The sequence below is a fragment of the Lentzea sp. NPDC051213 genome, from assembly GCF_044455585.1.
Lineage (GTDB): Bacteria > Actinomycetota > Actinomycetes > Mycobacteriales > Pseudonocardiaceae > Lentzea.
The window spans coordinates 1-14,706 of the sequence record NZ_JBITEX010000017.1 but is presented as its reverse complement, the minus strand read 5'-3'; the positions used below and the strand labels follow the sequence as shown (position 1 = coordinate 14,706).

The 14,706-nt window shown below is 69.4% G+C and carries 13 protein-coding genes; 2 read left to right on the top strand and 11 right to left on the bottom strand.

What is annotated here, in order from left to right; genetic code table 11:
• Positions 1 to 377: 377 nt before the first annotated feature.
• The 7 genes from ACIA8G_RS43875 to ftsH are packed head-to-tail and all read right to left on the bottom strand — an operon-like array spanning position 378 to position 7,024.
• Positions 378 to 1,979 carry a DUF6779 domain-containing protein gene (locus tag ACIA8G_RS43875; protein WP_396424778.1) on the bottom strand — a complete coding sequence of 534 codons (1,602 nt, stop codon included), beginning with the start codon at positions 1,977 to 1,979 and terminating at the stop codon, positions 378 to 380.
• A 50-nt stretch (positions 1,980 to 2,029) separates the two neighbouring features.
• Positions 2,030 to 2,482, bottom strand: a complete 453-nt coding sequence (locus ACIA8G_RS43870; RefSeq protein WP_396424777.1) for a DUF3180 domain-containing protein — start codon at positions 2,480 to 2,482, stop codon at positions 2,030 to 2,032.
• Positions 2,479 to 2,973, bottom strand: coding sequence for a 2-amino-4-hydroxy-6-hydroxymethyldihydropteridine diphosphokinase (gene folK / locus ACIA8G_RS43865; RefSeq protein ID WP_396424776.1), 495 nt, complete (start codon positions 2,971 to 2,973; stop codon positions 2,479 to 2,481). The genes ACIA8G_RS43870 and folK overlap by 4 nt, the downstream gene beginning before the upstream one ends.
• A complete protein-coding gene (folB, locus tag ACIA8G_RS43860) occupies positions 2,970 to 3,359 on the bottom strand; it encodes a dihydroneopterin aldolase (RefSeq protein ID WP_396424775.1) in 390 nt (129 codons plus the stop codon). The genes folK and folB overlap by 4 nt, the downstream gene beginning before the upstream one ends.
• Positions 3,352 to 4,137, bottom strand: a complete 786-nt coding sequence (gene folP / locus ACIA8G_RS43855; protein WP_396424779.1) for a dihydropteroate synthase — start codon at positions 4,135 to 4,137, stop codon at positions 3,352 to 3,354. The genes folB and folP overlap by 8 nt, the downstream gene beginning before the upstream one ends.
• A gap of 32 nt (positions 4,138 to 4,169) precedes the next feature.
• Positions 4,170 to 4,817 carry a GTP cyclohydrolase I FolE gene (gene folE, locus ACIA8G_RS43850; protein ID WP_396424774.1) on the bottom strand — a complete coding sequence of 216 codons (648 nt, stop codon included), beginning with the start codon at positions 4,815 to 4,817 and terminating at the stop codon, positions 4,170 to 4,172.
• Positions 4,814 to 7,024, bottom strand: a complete 2,211-nt coding sequence (gene ftsH / locus ACIA8G_RS43845; protein WP_396424773.1) for an ATP-dependent zinc metalloprotease FtsH — start codon at positions 7,022 to 7,024, stop codon at positions 4,814 to 4,816. The genes folE and ftsH overlap by 4 nt, the downstream gene beginning before the upstream one ends.
• 327 nt (positions 7,025 to 7,351) lie before the next feature.
• Between ftsH and ACIA8G_RS43840 the strand changes: the two genes are divergently transcribed.
• Positions 7,352 to 9,049, top strand: coding sequence for a substrate-binding domain-containing protein (locus ACIA8G_RS43840; protein WP_396424772.1), 1,698 nt, complete (start codon positions 7,352 to 7,354; stop codon positions 9,047 to 9,049).
• Between the two features lie 224 nt (positions 9,050 to 9,273).
• Here ACIA8G_RS43840 and hpt read toward each other — a convergent pair whose 3' ends face one another.
• From hpt to dacB, 4 genes are read right to left on the bottom strand one after another with little or no spacing between them, the layout of a single operon-like run.
• The gene (gene hpt / locus ACIA8G_RS43835) at positions 9,274 to 9,822 is read right to left on the bottom strand and encodes a hypoxanthine phosphoribosyltransferase (RefSeq protein ID WP_396424771.1); all 549 of its coding nucleotides are present in this window, start codon (positions 9,820 to 9,822) and stop codon (positions 9,274 to 9,276) included.
• A gap of 17 nt (positions 9,823 to 9,839) precedes the next feature.
• Entirely contained in the window at positions 9,840 to 10,751 is a 912-nt protein-coding gene (gene tilS, locus ACIA8G_RS43830) for a tRNA lysidine(34) synthetase TilS (RefSeq protein WP_396424770.1), read from the bottom strand.
• The gene (locus tag ACIA8G_RS43825) at positions 10,748 to 11,791 is read right to left on the bottom strand and encodes a zinc-dependent metalloprotease (protein WP_396424769.1); all 1,044 of its coding nucleotides are present in this window, start codon (positions 11,789 to 11,791) and stop codon (positions 10,748 to 10,750) included. Before ACIA8G_RS43825 ends, tilS begins: the two co-directional genes overlap by 4 nt.
• A gap of 28 nt (positions 11,792 to 11,819) precedes the next feature.
• Positions 11,820 to 13,154, bottom strand: coding sequence for a D-alanyl-D-alanine carboxypeptidase/D-alanyl-D-alanine-endopeptidase (gene dacB / locus ACIA8G_RS43820; protein WP_396424768.1), 1,335 nt, complete (start codon positions 13,152 to 13,154; stop codon positions 11,820 to 11,822).
• Between the two features lie 921 nt (positions 13,155 to 14,075).
• Between dacB and ACIA8G_RS43815 the strand changes: the two genes are divergently transcribed.
• The gene (locus ACIA8G_RS43815) at positions 14,076 to 14,582 is read left to right on the top strand and encodes an inorganic diphosphatase (RefSeq protein WP_396424767.1); all 507 of its coding nucleotides are present in this window, start codon (positions 14,076 to 14,078) and stop codon (positions 14,580 to 14,582) included.
• Positions 14,583 to 14,706 lie beyond the last annotated feature (124 nt).

Below are 14,706 nucleotides of genomic sequence, written 5' to 3'. Positions count from 1 at the left end.
ACGAGTCGCATGGATGCTGTTGCCGCGCCTGGGGGATGAGGTCAAGTCGACACGCTTTTCGTCGACTTGACCTCATCCCCCAGGTGTGGCCGCCTTCCCGTGCGACTCGTGACGGGACCCCACCGCCAACGCAAGCACCTACGCAACAGGCAGCCGCCGTAAGCAACAGGCGTGCCATCAACCCGCAGGCGGCGCTGGCCCCCAGATCAGATTGCCGGGGTCTGGGGCAGAGCCCCAGGTGGAAGCACCCACCAGGAACCCGCCAACCGCAACCCGACCACCAACAAACCGCAGGCGACCGCAGGCGTCCCCCCGATCTGAGAACCCCTACAACTCAACCTACTCAGAGGGTCCGACAAGATCAGAAACCGAGAACCTCAGTCCTCACGCCGCCGCCGACGCCGAGGCGCATCCCCGCCCCCAAGCGAAGCCAGCAACTCACTAACCGACTTCCCATCAGCATGAGCCCCAGAAGGATCCTCAGGAGCAGCCCGCCGCCCAGAAGAAACAGCAGGCAACCGAGCCGAAGAATCCTCAGCCACCCGCCGCCCAGCAACAGGCATGTCCTCAGACGCCCGCCGCCCAGAAACCACCGGCAACCGAGCCGAAGACTGCTCAGCAGCCCGCCGCCCAGAAGGCGGCAACGACACCAACGAATCCTCAGAAGCCCGCCGAACAGCTTCCCGAGAAGATTCCCGCCCAGAGTCGCGACCAGAATCCCGCCCAGAGTCCCGCCCGGAATCTCGAGAAGAATCGGGCCGAGGCTCATCAGCCCGCCGCCGCCCAGACCCAGAATCCGAGCCGTCAGAAGGCTTCAACGTCTCCCAGGACCCACTGCTCTGCACAGGAGCAGGAGCAGAACGCTCATCAGCCCGCCGCCGCCCACCACCCGCCGGGCCAGGAGCCGGAGCAGCCCCCCGCGCCCCAGCAGCCAACGCCGCCGGATCAATCATCTCCGTGCGCTCAGCAACCCGGGACCGAGGCTCAGGCTTACGAGCCTCAACAGCCTTGGCCACAGCGGCAGGCGCCTTCGGAGGCTCCGACCGTGACACAGCTTCGGTACGAGCCACCGGCTGCGGCCGAGGCACCCGCTCAGTCCGCTGAGCCTGCGCCTGCAAGGGCTGAGACTGCATGGACTGGGCGGGCAGAGGCTGAGACTGGGCCTGAACCTGAGGCGCCAGCCCACCAAGCCGGGAAGCAACACCACCAGCAGGCCGAGGCTGCGGCGGACGGGCGGGTTCCTGCTTAACGGCCTTAACGGGCTCACGCCGCACAACGGCCGGCTGCGGCCGCGGCGCACCACGGCCAGGCTCGGGCCGCGTGGGCTCCGGCCGAAGAGGCTCGCGGCGCGGCGGTTGGACCTTCGCGTCGTGGGCCACGCGCTCGATCAGCTCGGTGCGCTCGGACGGCTTCTCGATCGAAGTCGACGCGGTGATCACCGGCTTGGCGTTGATGACGCGCTGTTCGGGGGACGCGGTCAGCCTGGAGGCGTCGGCCGAACCGAGGGAGCGCAGGCGGGTCGACTCGGCGCGCAGGGCCACGCGTTCCACGAGGACGTCGCCACCCAGCAAGGCCTGGAGGTTGTCGCGCAGAGCATGTAGGTCGGCGCGGAGGGCTTCGATGTCCGCGCGGGACTCTTCCTCGATGCGCTTGCGGGTCTCGGACTCGATCTCGAGTTCGTACTCGCGGCGGGCGGCTACTTCGCGTTCGAGCTCGAGCTCGTACACGGACTGGAGGTCGGCCACCTCGTCGTCGCGCTCCGTGACCTGCTTGCGGTATCTCGCGGCCAGGAAGGCACCGACCAGTGCCGCCCACAGCGCGGCCACCACGGCCAGGCGCAGCATTCGGGCGCTGTCGCTCAGCACGAGCACCGCCGCGGCCACCAGGGCGAGCGCCAATGCCGCTACTAACAGCAACCGCCCGGAGCCACGACCGCGATCTTCCTGCTCGTCGTCGATCGACGCGCCTCGCCCGGTCATGGGCCCTACGGTACCGCGTAGTTATCCGACTGAGACCTACGGTCAGGTATCTAATCGGTCCCAGGCGCATCCGTCGGCGTCTTGCAACAGTGTTCCAACCACAGCGCGGCACCCGTCAAGGCCAAGGCCGAAATCGTCCCGATCACGCCTGCGACCAGGTCGTTCGAGGCCGCCGGGAACGAGTCGCGCACCGGCAGGATGAAGATCAGCAAACCGGTCCAGGCACCGAACATCAGCGCGCCCAAAACCGAGGAAGCCTTCGCCAGCGCCACCGTGCGGGCCGCGGTCAGCGGCTGCACCGCACGCGCTCCCGGCCGGCGCTGGACCCTGGCCCTCATCGAGAACGCGAGCACGACCTCGACGACGGCGATCACGAAGAGCGTCGATCCGGCCAGCTGAGGCAGCGGCGGCAACGAGTCGTAGGCGAGCCGCAGCAGCAGATGAGCCAGCAGGCCGGCGATGGCCGCGATGGCGACCAGGTCGCGGGGGCGGGTGAACCTCACGCTTCCATCCAACCTGACAGCACGAGGTCCTCGCGCCGTCGCACGCCCTCCGCCGAGAACGGCAGCTCCGCGACCCGGCCGCGACCCGGCAGCACGGCGTCCGGCTCGACGTCGAGCCACGGGATGAGGACTGTTGCGCGCTCAAACGCCCCAGGATGCGGCAGAAGCAGCTCGGGGTGGTCCGAGGTCACCCCGTCCACCGTCACGACGTCCACGTCCAACGTGCGCGGTCCCCAGCGCTTCTCCCGCACGCGTCCGGCGGCGTTCTCCAGCGCCTGGCCGCGCCGCAGCCAGTCCCACTCGTCGGCGTCGTCCGCGCGAACGATCACGATCGCGTTCAGGAAGTCCGGCTGGTCCTCCACGCCCCACGCGGCCGTTTCGTACACGGGCGACACGGCGACGACGTGCTCGCGCAGCCCGTCCACAACGGACTGCAGGAAGGCGAACCGGTCGCCGAGGTTCGATCCGATCGACAGGACCGCGCGGGTCATGGGGCCTGCTTGAGCGGTGCGGCCAGCCGGCGCGAGCGGCGGATCGTCACCGACACGTCGTCGAACGTCAGCGGGATCGGCGCGGACGGCTTGTGCAGCGTCACCTCGACCGCGTGCAGCCGCGAGTCCTGCATGGCCGCGTCGGCGATGCGACCGGCCACCGTCTCGATGAGGTCGCACGGCTCACCGCCGATGATCGCGGCGGCCATCTCGGCGAGCTCGCCGTAGTGATAAGTCTCTTTCAGGTCGTCGCTGCGCGACGCGGCACTCAGGTCGAGCCACAGCGTCACGTCCACGACGAACTCCTGGCCGTCGCGCCGCTCGTGCTCGAACACACCGTGGTTGCCGCGGACCCGCAGGCCCGTCAACGCGATCCGGTCAGCCATGCCCCCGCCTCCACGCACCGGCGACGGCGACCGCGTCCAGCGTCCGGTCGACGTCGTGCACCCGCACTCCCCACGCTCCGTGGAACGCCGCCAGAGCGGACACCGCCGCGGTCGCGTCCTCCCTGCCGTCCGGTGGACGGTTGCCGAGCAGCGTGCCGAGGAAGCGTTTGCGCGACGCCCCCACCAGCACCGGGAAACCCAGCTCCACCAGCTCGTCGAGCCGTTGCAGCAGCTCCCAGTTGTGGTCGCCGAGCTTCGCGAACCCCAGCCCGGGGTCGAGCACGATCGACGACTCCGCGACACCCGCCGCCAACGCCGCCTCCACGCGCTCCAGCAACTCCGTGCGCACGTCGCACACCACGTCGTCGTAGCGCGCCAACGAATCCATCTCCGTGCTGTGCCCGCGCCAGTGCATCAGCACGTACGGCACGCCCGCCGCGGCGACCACGGCAGCCATCCCGGAGTCCGCCAGGCCGCCGGACACGTCGTTCACGATCGACGCGCCGGCCTCCAGCGCCGCGACCGCGACCGACGCGCGCATCGTGTCCACGCTCACCGGCACGCCCTCGGCGACCAGCGCGCGGATGACGGGCACGACCCGCGAGATCTCCTCAGCGGACTCGATTCGGGAAGCACCCGGCCGGGTGGACTCGCCGCCCACGTCGATCAGGTCGGCGCCGCGCTTGTGCATCGCGACGCCGTGCGCGACCGCGTCCTGCACGTCGAGGTAGCGGCCGCCGTCGGAGAACGAGTCCGGCGTCACGTTCAGCACGCCCATCACGACGCAGCGGCCGGGGCGAGGCAGACCGGTCACCGCAGCCGGCCCCTGATCAGCTCGATCGCCTCCGCCCGCGAGGAAGCGGACGTGCGCAACAGCCCGCGCACCGCCGAAGTCGTGGTGCGGGAACCAGGTTTGCGCACACCGCGCATGCCCATGCACAGGTGCTCTGCCTCGACCACGACGATCACGCCGCGCGGCTCCAGCTTGCGCACCAACGCGTCCGCGACCTGCGACGTCAGCCTTTCCTGCACCTGCGGCCGCTTCGCGTAGAGGTCGACCAGCCGCGCGAGCTTCGACAGCCCCGTCACCCGGCCCGCCTCGTTCGGGATGTACCCGACGTGCGCCACGCCGTGGAACGGCAGCAGGTGGTGCTCGCAGAAGCTGAACATCGGGATGTCGGTGACGAGGACGAGCTCCTCGTGGCTCTCGTCGAACGTCTTGGCCAGCACGCTGTCCGCGTCGGTGTAGAGGCCCGCGAACAACTCCCGGTAAGCACGCGCCACCCGTGCGGGTGTCTCGCGCAGGCCCTCGCGCTCCGGATCCTCACCGCACGCGATCAACAGCTCGCGCACCGCTGCCTCTGCGCGCGCCTGGTCGAAGACCCGCCGCGCGGAGACGCCGGCCTCCCCGTTGCGGGTGAGACCGGCGTCTTCGTCGAGCTGGTGGTTCTCCGTCACTGACGCTCGTCCTGGTCCGGCTGCGGCGTCTTCGGCTCCCACACGTTGTGCGGCTTGCCGCCGGGCACGGTCGCCGGAGTCCATCCGGGCGGCGCGCCGTAGTTCGGCGGACCCGACTGGTTCGCCGGCTGCACCTGGCCCTGGGCGGGCTGGTGCGCACCGTTCGAGCCGTTCAGCGACGGCTGCTCACCGGCAGGCTCCACCGCGGCGGGCTCGGCCGGCTGCGAGGCCTCGGAAACCTCGTCGTCGAGCGTGTCCTCGACGACCGGCGGCCACGGCTCGCCGCGTTCCTTGGCGAGCTCGCCCGGCGTCTTGACCGGCGGGATGCTGGACGGCGTGCGGTCACCGAAGTCGTTGAACTGGGTGATGCGCGGCCGCTTCTCGACGCGGGCGAAGATCCGCTCCAGTTCCTTCTGGTGCAGCGTCTCCTTCTCGATGAGCTCGAGCGTGAGGTCGTCGAGGACGTCGCGGTACGTGGTGAGCACCTCGTACGCCTCGGTGTGCGCCGCCTCGATGAGCTTGCGCACCTCCTCGTCGATCTCGTGCGCGACCTCGAGCGAGTAGTCCGCCTGCCGGCCGGCCGAGCGGCCGAGGAACGGCTCGCCCTGCTCCTGGCCGTACTTGACCGCACCGAGCTTCGCGCTCATGCCGTACTCGGTGACCATCGCGCGGGCGATCTTGGTCGCCTGCTCGATGTCGTTGGACGCGCCGGTCGTGGGCTCGTGGAACACGAGCTCCTCGGCCGAGCGGCCGCCGAGCGCGAACACCAGCCGCGCGATCATCTCGGACCTGGTCATCAGGTCCTTGTCCTCTTCCGGCACCGAGAGGGTGTGACCACCCGTGCGGCCGCGGGCGAGGATCGTGACCTTGTAGACCGGGTCGATGTCCGGCATGGCCCACGCGGCCAGGGCGTGCCCGGCCTCGTGGTACGCGGTGATCTTCTTCTCCTTCTCGGAGATGATCCGGCTCTTGCGAGCAGGACCGCCGATCACGCGATCCACCGCCTCTTCGAGCGCGGCACCGGTGATGACGTGCCCGTTGTGGCGCGCGGTGAGCAGTGCCGCCTCGTTGATGACGTTCGCGAGGTCGGCGCCGGAGAACCCGACGGTGCGCTTTGCGAGGCCGTCGAGCTCGGCGTCCGCGGCCAGCGGCTTGCCCTTGGAGTGCACCCGGAGGATCTGCTTGCGGCCCTTCAGGTCCGGTGCGGACACCGGGATCTGGCGGTCGAAGCGGCCGGGGCGCAGCAGGGCCGGGTCGAGGATGTCGGGACGGTTCGTCGCCGCGATCAGGATGATCCCGCCACGCGAGTCGAAGCCGTCCATCTCGACGAGCAGCTGGTTCAGCGTCTGCTCGCGCTCGTCGTGACCGCCGCCGAGACCGGCGCCGCGGTGACGACCGACCGCGTCGATCTCGTCGACGAAGATGATGCACGGCGCGTTCTGCTTGGCCTGTTCGAACAGGTCGCGGACACGCGAGGCACCGACACCGACGAACATCTCGACGAAGTCCGAACCGGAGATCGAGTAGAACGGCACGCCCGCCTCGCCGGCGACGGCGCGCGCGAGCAGCGTCTTACCGGTTCCCGGCGGGCCGTACAGCAGCACGCCCTTCGGGATCTTGGCGCCCAGTGCCTGGTAGCGGCCGGGGTTCTGGAGGAAGTCCTTGATCTCCTCGAGCTCCTCGACGGCCTCTTCGGCACCGGCGACGTCGGCGAACGTCGTCTTGGGCATGTCCTTGGACAACTGCTTGGCCTTGGACTTGCCGAAGTTCAGAACGCGGTTGCCGCCGCCCTGGGCGTTGTTCATCATCCACATCAGGAGCAGCAACAGCAGGCCGAGCGGGACGAGGTAGATCAAGATCTGCATCAGGATGGACTCCTGGCTGACCTTGGTCTCGACGATCGGCTTGTTCGAGGCCTGGTCGAGGACGGTGAAGATCTCGTCCGTCGAGCTGGCCGGGAACTGCGTGATCAGGCGGTTGCTGCCCTCGAAGTTCGTGCCGTCCTTGAGGGTGAGTCGGAGACGCTGCTCCTTGTCCTCGATCGTGGCTTCCTTGACGTTGCCCTCGCGCACCTGTTGCAGTGCTTGGGACGTCTTGACCGGGTGGTAGCCGCGTGCGTCGTCGAAGAGCACGGTGAAGACGAAGTAGAGCAGCAACACCGCAGCGATCCACAGCAGCGGGTTGCGAAGCAGGCGCTTGCGGTCCATGCACTTACGGCCGGCGGGCGGCCTCGACCCTCCCTGACTTGCGCGTCGGGCAGTGGAAGACCCACATACCGCGTCCGACCAGCCTACCGCCCGCTGGTCGGGTACTGAGCAACCAACGGTCGGGGGCTCTCCCCGGTTCCCAGGCGTGACCCCCACCACGCATGTTCACGCAGTTTGGTTCATCCGGAACAAATACGGCCGTCCAGTCGAGTGACGCAGGTCACGCCATCTCATTACGTTTGGGGGTCACATCTATCCTCATGCATTCCCCCGAGTGTTCCCCCGCCACTCGAAAGAGTGAACACGTGACCGAAGGTAAGTAACTGTATGTCAGCTCGTCACACGTCCCCCGGTCTGTTCCGGCGGGTCGCCCTCCCCGTGGGCGCTCTGCTCGGCGTGGTCGCGGCGGCGGGCGTCACGGTCGTGGCACTACGTGTCACCAGCGGCGCCGACTGCTCCGGTGCACTGCCGTTGAAGGTCGCCGTCACCCCCGCCGCTCTAGATGTCGTGAACGCGGCGGCACAGGAGTACCAGCGGTCACAACCAGTGGTGAACGGCCGCTGCGTTCAGGTCCAGGTCGAGTCGCGCAACGCGGCCGACGTGGCGAACGAGCTGCCGACCGCGCAGATCAACCCCCACTCGCTCTGGATCCCCGACTCCTCGATGTGGGCCGCAGAGGCCCAGCGCCAGGCCGCCGAGACCGGCCCGGAGGCACCGAAGCTGGACATCAAGCCCTCGCTGGCGTCCAGCCCGCTGGTGATGGCCGGTTCCGAGCAGGCGATGGCCAAGATCGGTTACCCGATCTCGCCCGTCTCCTGGGCCAAGGTCCTCGACCCCAAGGTCCAGGTGTCGATGAGCGACCCGACGATGACCTCCGAGGGCCTCGCGACGCTGTTCGTCATCCGCACGCTGCTGGGCAACCCCGACGGCACGCCGAAGCCGGAACTGGTCGGCGCGCTGCTGAGGGTGGGTCGCAGCGCCATCCCGTCCGTCCGCGACGCGTTCGGCAAGGTCACGACGGACGCGGAGAAGGCACCGCTCTTCGCCGCCTCCGAGCAGTCGATCGTGGCGAACAACCGGTCGGTGAAGGACAACGCCGTCCTGGGCGCCCCGCCCAAGGAAGGCACGCTGTCCTTCGACTACCCGCTGGTCAGGGTCTCGCGCACGAGTGAGACCGAGGGCATCGGCGAGGCCGCGGCCGAGTTCGAGAAGGTGCTCCGCTCGGCCGAGACCGGCAAGCGCTTCGGCGAGGCGGGCTTCCGCACCGCCCAGGGCGCAGCGCCGGCCAAGTGGTCGACCGACGTCGAGGGCGTGCAGGCCGGCGACGTGAAGATGATCGAGACCCCGAACGCCGACCAGGTCTCCGAACTGTTGCGCACGTGGGGCGCCATCAGCCTGGACATGCGCATGCTGACCGTCATCGACGTCTCCGGCTCGATGATCGAGAAGAGCGGCAACGGCAAGACCCGTGTCGAGGCCGCCACCGAGGCGTCCATGACCGCCCTGTCGATGCTGCCGGACACCACCGCGATCGGCCTGTGGGCGTTCTCGACGGACAAGAAGCCGCCGCAGGACTGGATCGAACTGGTGCCGATCGGCCCGCTCGGCGAACCGCTGGTCGGCGTGACACGCCGCAAGCGCCTGGAAGCCGGCGCGAGCCAGCTGACCAACCTGGTCGGCGGCGGCACGGCGCTGAACGACACGACGCTCGCCGCGTTCCGCCACGTGCTGTCGGGCTACGACCCGGCGAAGGTCAACTCGGTCGTGCTCATGACCGACGGCCGCAACGACGACGTCTCGTCGATCGACACGAACGCGCTGATCGAGACCTTGAAGCGGGAGGCCGATCCCGCGAAGCCGGTGCCGATCATCATGGTCGGGCTCGGGGACGAGGTCGACATGGACGCTCTGCGCGCCATCTCCGGTGCCACCGGCGGCAAGGCGTACCAGGCACGCAACCCGGAGGACATCCGCGGCGTGCTGCTGGACGCGGTCTCGCAGCGGCGGTGCCGTCCGAACTGCTGACAGAAGTAACGCGGGGGGGGCCCCCAGGCGGCGGGGGAAAATTGGGGCCCCCGCCGACTTGTGTTTGTTGTTGGTGTAAGAAGGAGTTGGATCGGAGAGGAGTTTGGGGGGGGGACGGGGCCGGGGGTCGCGCGGGGGGGGGCCCCCCCCACCTGGACACACTCTACCGGGGGGGCCCCCCGGTGCCCCGGCCGAACGGGGGGCGCCCCCGCGTTACTGGAAGTTCAGTTCGAGTAGACCTTCGGGTCCAGCGTGCCGATGTAGGGCAGGTCCCGGTAGCGCTCGGCGTAGTCCAGGCCATACCCGACGACGAACTCGTTGGGGATGTCGAACCCGACGTACTTGACCGGCACCTCGACCTTGACGGCATCGGGCTTGCGCAGCAGCGTGCACACCTCGAGCGAACGGGGCCGGCGCGACTGCAGGTTCTTGAGCAGCCACGACAGCGTCAGCCCTGAGTCGATGATGTCCTCGACGATCACCACGTTGCGGTCGGCGATGTCGCGGTCCAGGTCCTTCAGGATCCGCACCACGCCCGAGGAGGACGTGGAGGAGCCATAGGACGAAACGGCCATGAACTCCAGCTGCACCGGAACGGGCAGCGCGCGGGCAAGATCGGCCATGAACATCACGGCGCCCTTGAGCACAGTGATCAGCACGAGGTCGGAGTCACCTTCTGGGTGATCAGCAGCGACCTGCTTGGCGAGTTCGGTGACCTTGTCGCTGATCTCCTGCTCGGTGATGAGCACGGATGCGATGTCTCCGTCGTACACGGACAGGTCCCCTCTGCTTAAGACTTCGGTTCCACAACGAGCCTGCCATGCGCACGCCGCGCGACAAAGCCGCCAGGTAGCCAAACACCGCCCTGACCGCGCCATTCACTCACCAGTGCGTCAACACGACGCAGGTGCGAATCGGACAGTTCGGGCACGCCTTCCTCGATGAGCCACGACCTGAGCACTCTGCGTCGCAGTGCGACCGGCAACTCGGCGATGTCGTCCACCGCACAGCAGTCACCGCTGAAGGCCGCCGCGAGAGAGTCGAGTGCATCACAGTCCTCACGCAACTGCGCGGCCGTGCGGGCCAACGACGACGAGACGCCGCCCTGCAACACGTCTTCCAGCAACGGCAACACCTCGTGACGCAAGCGCACGCGCGTGAACGACGGATCGGCGTTGTGCGGGTCCTCCCACACCTCGATGCCTTGCTCCGCACAGGCAGCACGGGTGATCGCGCGAGTCACGCCGAGCAGCGGGCGGCCCCACGGCGGGTCGTAGGAGCGCATGCCGGCGATCGAACGCGGGCCGGAGCCGCGGCCCAGCCCGAGCAGCACGGTCTCGGCCTGGTCGTCCAGGGTGTGGCCCAGCAGCACGACACCCCTGGCGGGCCTCAGCGCGGCGTAGCGGGCAGTGCGAGCCGCCGCCTCGGGACCGCCGGGGCCTTCCACCAGAACGGTCTCCACGTGCGCGGTGAGGCCGAACCCGGCGCACTGCTCGGCCGCCCGCGCGGCCACTGCCCCGGAGCCCGGCTGCAGCTGGTGATCGACAACTACCGCACACGCGTCCGGCCTCAGGCCCGCCACCGCCGCGGCCAGCGCGAGCGAGTCGGCGCCGCCGGAGACCGCGACGGTCAGGTGATCAGGGGACACCTCGTCGAGGAACCTGCGCACCGCCGTCCTGATCTCGGCGACCGGGCCGTTCACGGCGACACGCGGCGCAGCCAGGTCATCGGCTCGGCGATCTCCGCCCTGGTCGGCAGGGTGTCGGCGGAGGTCCAGATCGCGTTGAAGCCGTCCATGCCGACTCGTTTGACGACGTACTCGGTGAACTCGGCGCCTTCTTCGTACTGGCGCACCTTCGCCTCGACGCCGAGCACCGTGCGCAGGATCCGGTCGAGCAGGCCGCCACCCTTGCGGCGCGCGGTGAAGCGGCTGCGGATCGTCGCAACGGACGGCACGACGGCCGGGCCGACCGCGTCCATCACGTGGTCCGCGTGGCCTTCGAGCAAAGTGGACAGTGCGATCAGCCGGTCCAGCACGGTCTTCTGTTGCGGCGACTGGATGAGCTCGATCAGCCCCATCGGACCGTCGCCGGCGCGCAGCTTGTGCCGGAAGTCCCTGATGACCTCCGGCAGCGGCGCGCGGTCGTCGTCCATTGTGGAGAGAAGCGTGGTGACCTGGTCGGAGAAGTACCGCCGCAGCCACGGCACCCCGGTGAACTGCAGGCGGTGCGTGACCTCGTGCAGGCACACCCACATCCGGAAGTCGTCCGCGGGCACGTCCAGAGCCTGTTGCGCGCCAACGATGTTCGGCGCGACGAGCAGCAACCGCCCGGCGAGCTGGTCGTTCGGGCTGAACGGGTCGTACTGGCCGAGCACCCGTGAGCTCAGGAAGGCCATCACCACACCGGCCTGCACACCGGCCGTGCCGGCGAGGATGCTCGCCATCGCACCGGCCTGGCGCGGCATAGCGGGCGCCGTCAACGCGGCCAGCCCCTGCGCCGCGGCCCTGACCCACGCGGGCCGGTCCACGACCTCGCCCGGCAGCAACGGCAGCCCCTGACCGAGCCCGGTCAGCTCGCGAACGTGCACCTCGGACTGCGGGGCGAGCTCGCGCAGTCTGCCGACCGCGTGGTCCGCCTCGTCCTTGCCGATCACCGGCCCCGGCCGCACGAGCCGCACAGCGGTCGCGACCGCCAGCTCCCAGTCCACCGGGCCGAGCTCTGCCTCCGCTGCGCCGTTCACCCTGCCGAAGCTACCTGCGTGCGGCCCGCTACGAACAGCCACAGCCTCGCAACGCCGTGGCCATCACATCGAGCGCGGGCCGCACCTCGGTCTCGGGGTTGCGGTTGCTCGCGGACATGAACGCGAACACGAGCACCCGCCCGTCCACGTCGACCACGACGCCGGCGAGCGCGTTGACCCCGGTGAGCGTGCCTGTCTTGGCCCGCACCCAGCCCTTGCCGCCGGCCGCGCTCCCGCTGTACCGCCCGGCGAGCGTGCCGCTGCCACCGGCCACCGGCAGCGCCGTCAGCAACGGCCGCAGCTTCGCCGTCCGCGGGTCGTCCAGCGTGGGCTTGGCCGCGGCGGTCAGCACGTCGGTGAGGAGCTTGGCCGGGATCTTGTTCGTGGCGGAGAGCCCGCTGCCGTCCACGAAGGTCGCGCCGGTGAGGTCGAACCCGTTCTTGGTGAGCACGTCCCGCACGGCCTTGACCCCGCCCGCGAACGACGGCTCGTTGCCCGTCTTGATCGCGATCTCGCGGGCGATCGCCTCGGTGAGGACGTTGTCGGAGATCTGCATCATGTTGTCGACGAGCTGCTCGATCGGCGCCGACTTGATCTCGCCGAGCACCGGCGCGTTGGGCGGAGCCGTGCCGAGCGTGGCCCCAGGAGCACCGATCCGCTGCGCGAACGCGTCCGCCGCGGCCTGCCCGGGACTTCCGGTGCGCGCGACCACGTCCTTCTTCGGGTCGACCCGTCCGCCGTCGACCATGAACGGCACGATCGGCGCCACCGATCCACCGCCGATGTCGGCCGACTCCCACTGCGGCCCCAGCGCGTCACCCGTGTACCGGCTCAGGTCGAAGAGGACCTTGCTGACCGCGCCCTTCTGCCGGACCTGGTTGACGAGGTCGTCGAGGGACCCCGCGCCGGGGTAGACGGAACTGCCGGGCGTGCCGGAGATCGTGGGGTCACCGCCGCCGACGATCACCACGGTGCCGGGCTCCGCACCCTGGACGACCTTGGTGGACAGCTGGTCGGTCTTCTCGAGGCTGAGCAGCGCCGCGGCGGCCGTGAGGACCTTGAGGCTCGACGCCGGGGTCGCGGGGGTGGTGTCGCCCTGCTGCCACAGCGCGGTGCCCGAGGCCGGGTCGACGACGCTTCCGGTCAGCGTGCCCAGCAGGCTGTTGCCGGCCGGGCCGGTGAGGGCCTGCCGCACGCCCTGCGGGGTGGGGGCCGGTGCTCCTGCGGTGACTGCCTTGACCAGGGGCTGGACGTTGGCGGGTGGGGCCGGGGGCTTGGTCTCGATGGCGGCGGGACCGCCGAACTCCATGACCGCGTAGATGGTGGCGCCGGCCAGGGCTGCCACGACCAGCAGGCCGATCACCACGGCCAGGGGTTTGCGGCCTGTTTTGGGCTCGTCGGTGGTGAGCCGGTCTTGGGGCTCTTCGTCATAGCCGGTTACGGGGAGGTCGCGTCTGGGCTGGACTTCGCGTCTGGGCTGGTCGGGGCGGGGAGCTTCTTGACGCGGGGGTTCTTGACGCGGGGGTTCTTGACGCGCTGGTTCCTGGCGCTGCGGCTCTTGGCGCGGCTGCTCGGGGCGCGGTAGTTCCTGGAGCGTCGGCTCTTCGCGCTGCTGCTCAGTGCGCGGCGCCTCCTGGCGCACGCTCGCGCGGGGGTCCCCTCCCTGGGGTCCCCCGTTTTCAATTCTCCCAGGCGCCACCGACACTTCCGGCGAGTTCGGCGCCTGCCTGTGGACAAACTCGGCCCGAACCGTCTGCTCGAACCACGACGACTCCGCAGAAGTCCCCGCCGGAGCCGACTCACCCCCAGGCGAGATCCGCACAGGCGCCGCCCGCGGCGGCTCCACCTGCGGAGGTTGGCCACCGTTCAGCCCATTCGCCCCGTGAGACTTCCCACCCGAAGATCCACCCGAAGATCCACCGGCACCGCCCGAAGGCCCACCGGGACCACCAGAACCAGCCCCAGAACCGTTCGGGGCGGAACGAACAGGAGACGAGCGGAGCGGCTCCTGAATGGACGGTGGCCGCAGCACCGCGGCGACGGGCAACCGCATCGTCGGCCCGTCCACGGACGGGCGGCTGACCTGCAACGTCGGCACCTCGGACGGCGCATCCAGTTCCGCGTCGTCGTCGTCGGTCGGCCACTGGGGCTCGTCCGGCAAGAGGTCCTCCGTCAGCTCGGTACGGGCAATCTCACACCCTCCAGCCGCCGCTCCGATGAGGGTTGACAGGGCGTCGTGGTCCACACTAGTGGCGTCACGAATGGGCTACATGAGCGAGGACCAGTGGAGTTCGACGTCCTGATCGAGATCCCCAAGGGCGTGCGCAACAAGTACGAGGTGGACCACAAGAGTGGTCGTATCCGCCTCGACCGCACGTTGTTCACGTCGACGCAGTACCCGGCCGACTACGGGTTCATCGAGAACACCCTGGGTGAGGACGGCGACCCGCTGGACGCGCTCGTTCTCGTCCAGGAGCCGACGTTCCCCGGCTGTCTGATCGCCGCCCGTGCCATCGGCATGTTCCGCATGACCGACGAGAAAGGCGGCGACGACAAGGTTCTCTGCGTCCCCGCCCACGACCCCCGGCACGAGCACCTGCGGGACATCCACCACCTGGCGGAGTTCGACCGCCTGGAGATCCAGCACTTCTTCGAGGTCTACAAGGACCTCGAGCCCGGCAAGAGTGTCGAGGGCGCGTCCTGGGTCGGTCGCACCGAGGCCGAGGCCGAGATCGTCCGTTCCTACAAGCGTCTGCAGGACGCCAAGGAGCGCGGCGAGGAGCTGCACTAAGCACAGTCAAAAGAGGGGGCCGCACCAAGTGAACTGGTCCCCGGAAGTTGGACTGGCTAGTTGAAGGTTAGGCCGCGAGGGCCTGGGCTCGGTATTGGACCGGGCTCAGGCCCTTGAGCGTGGT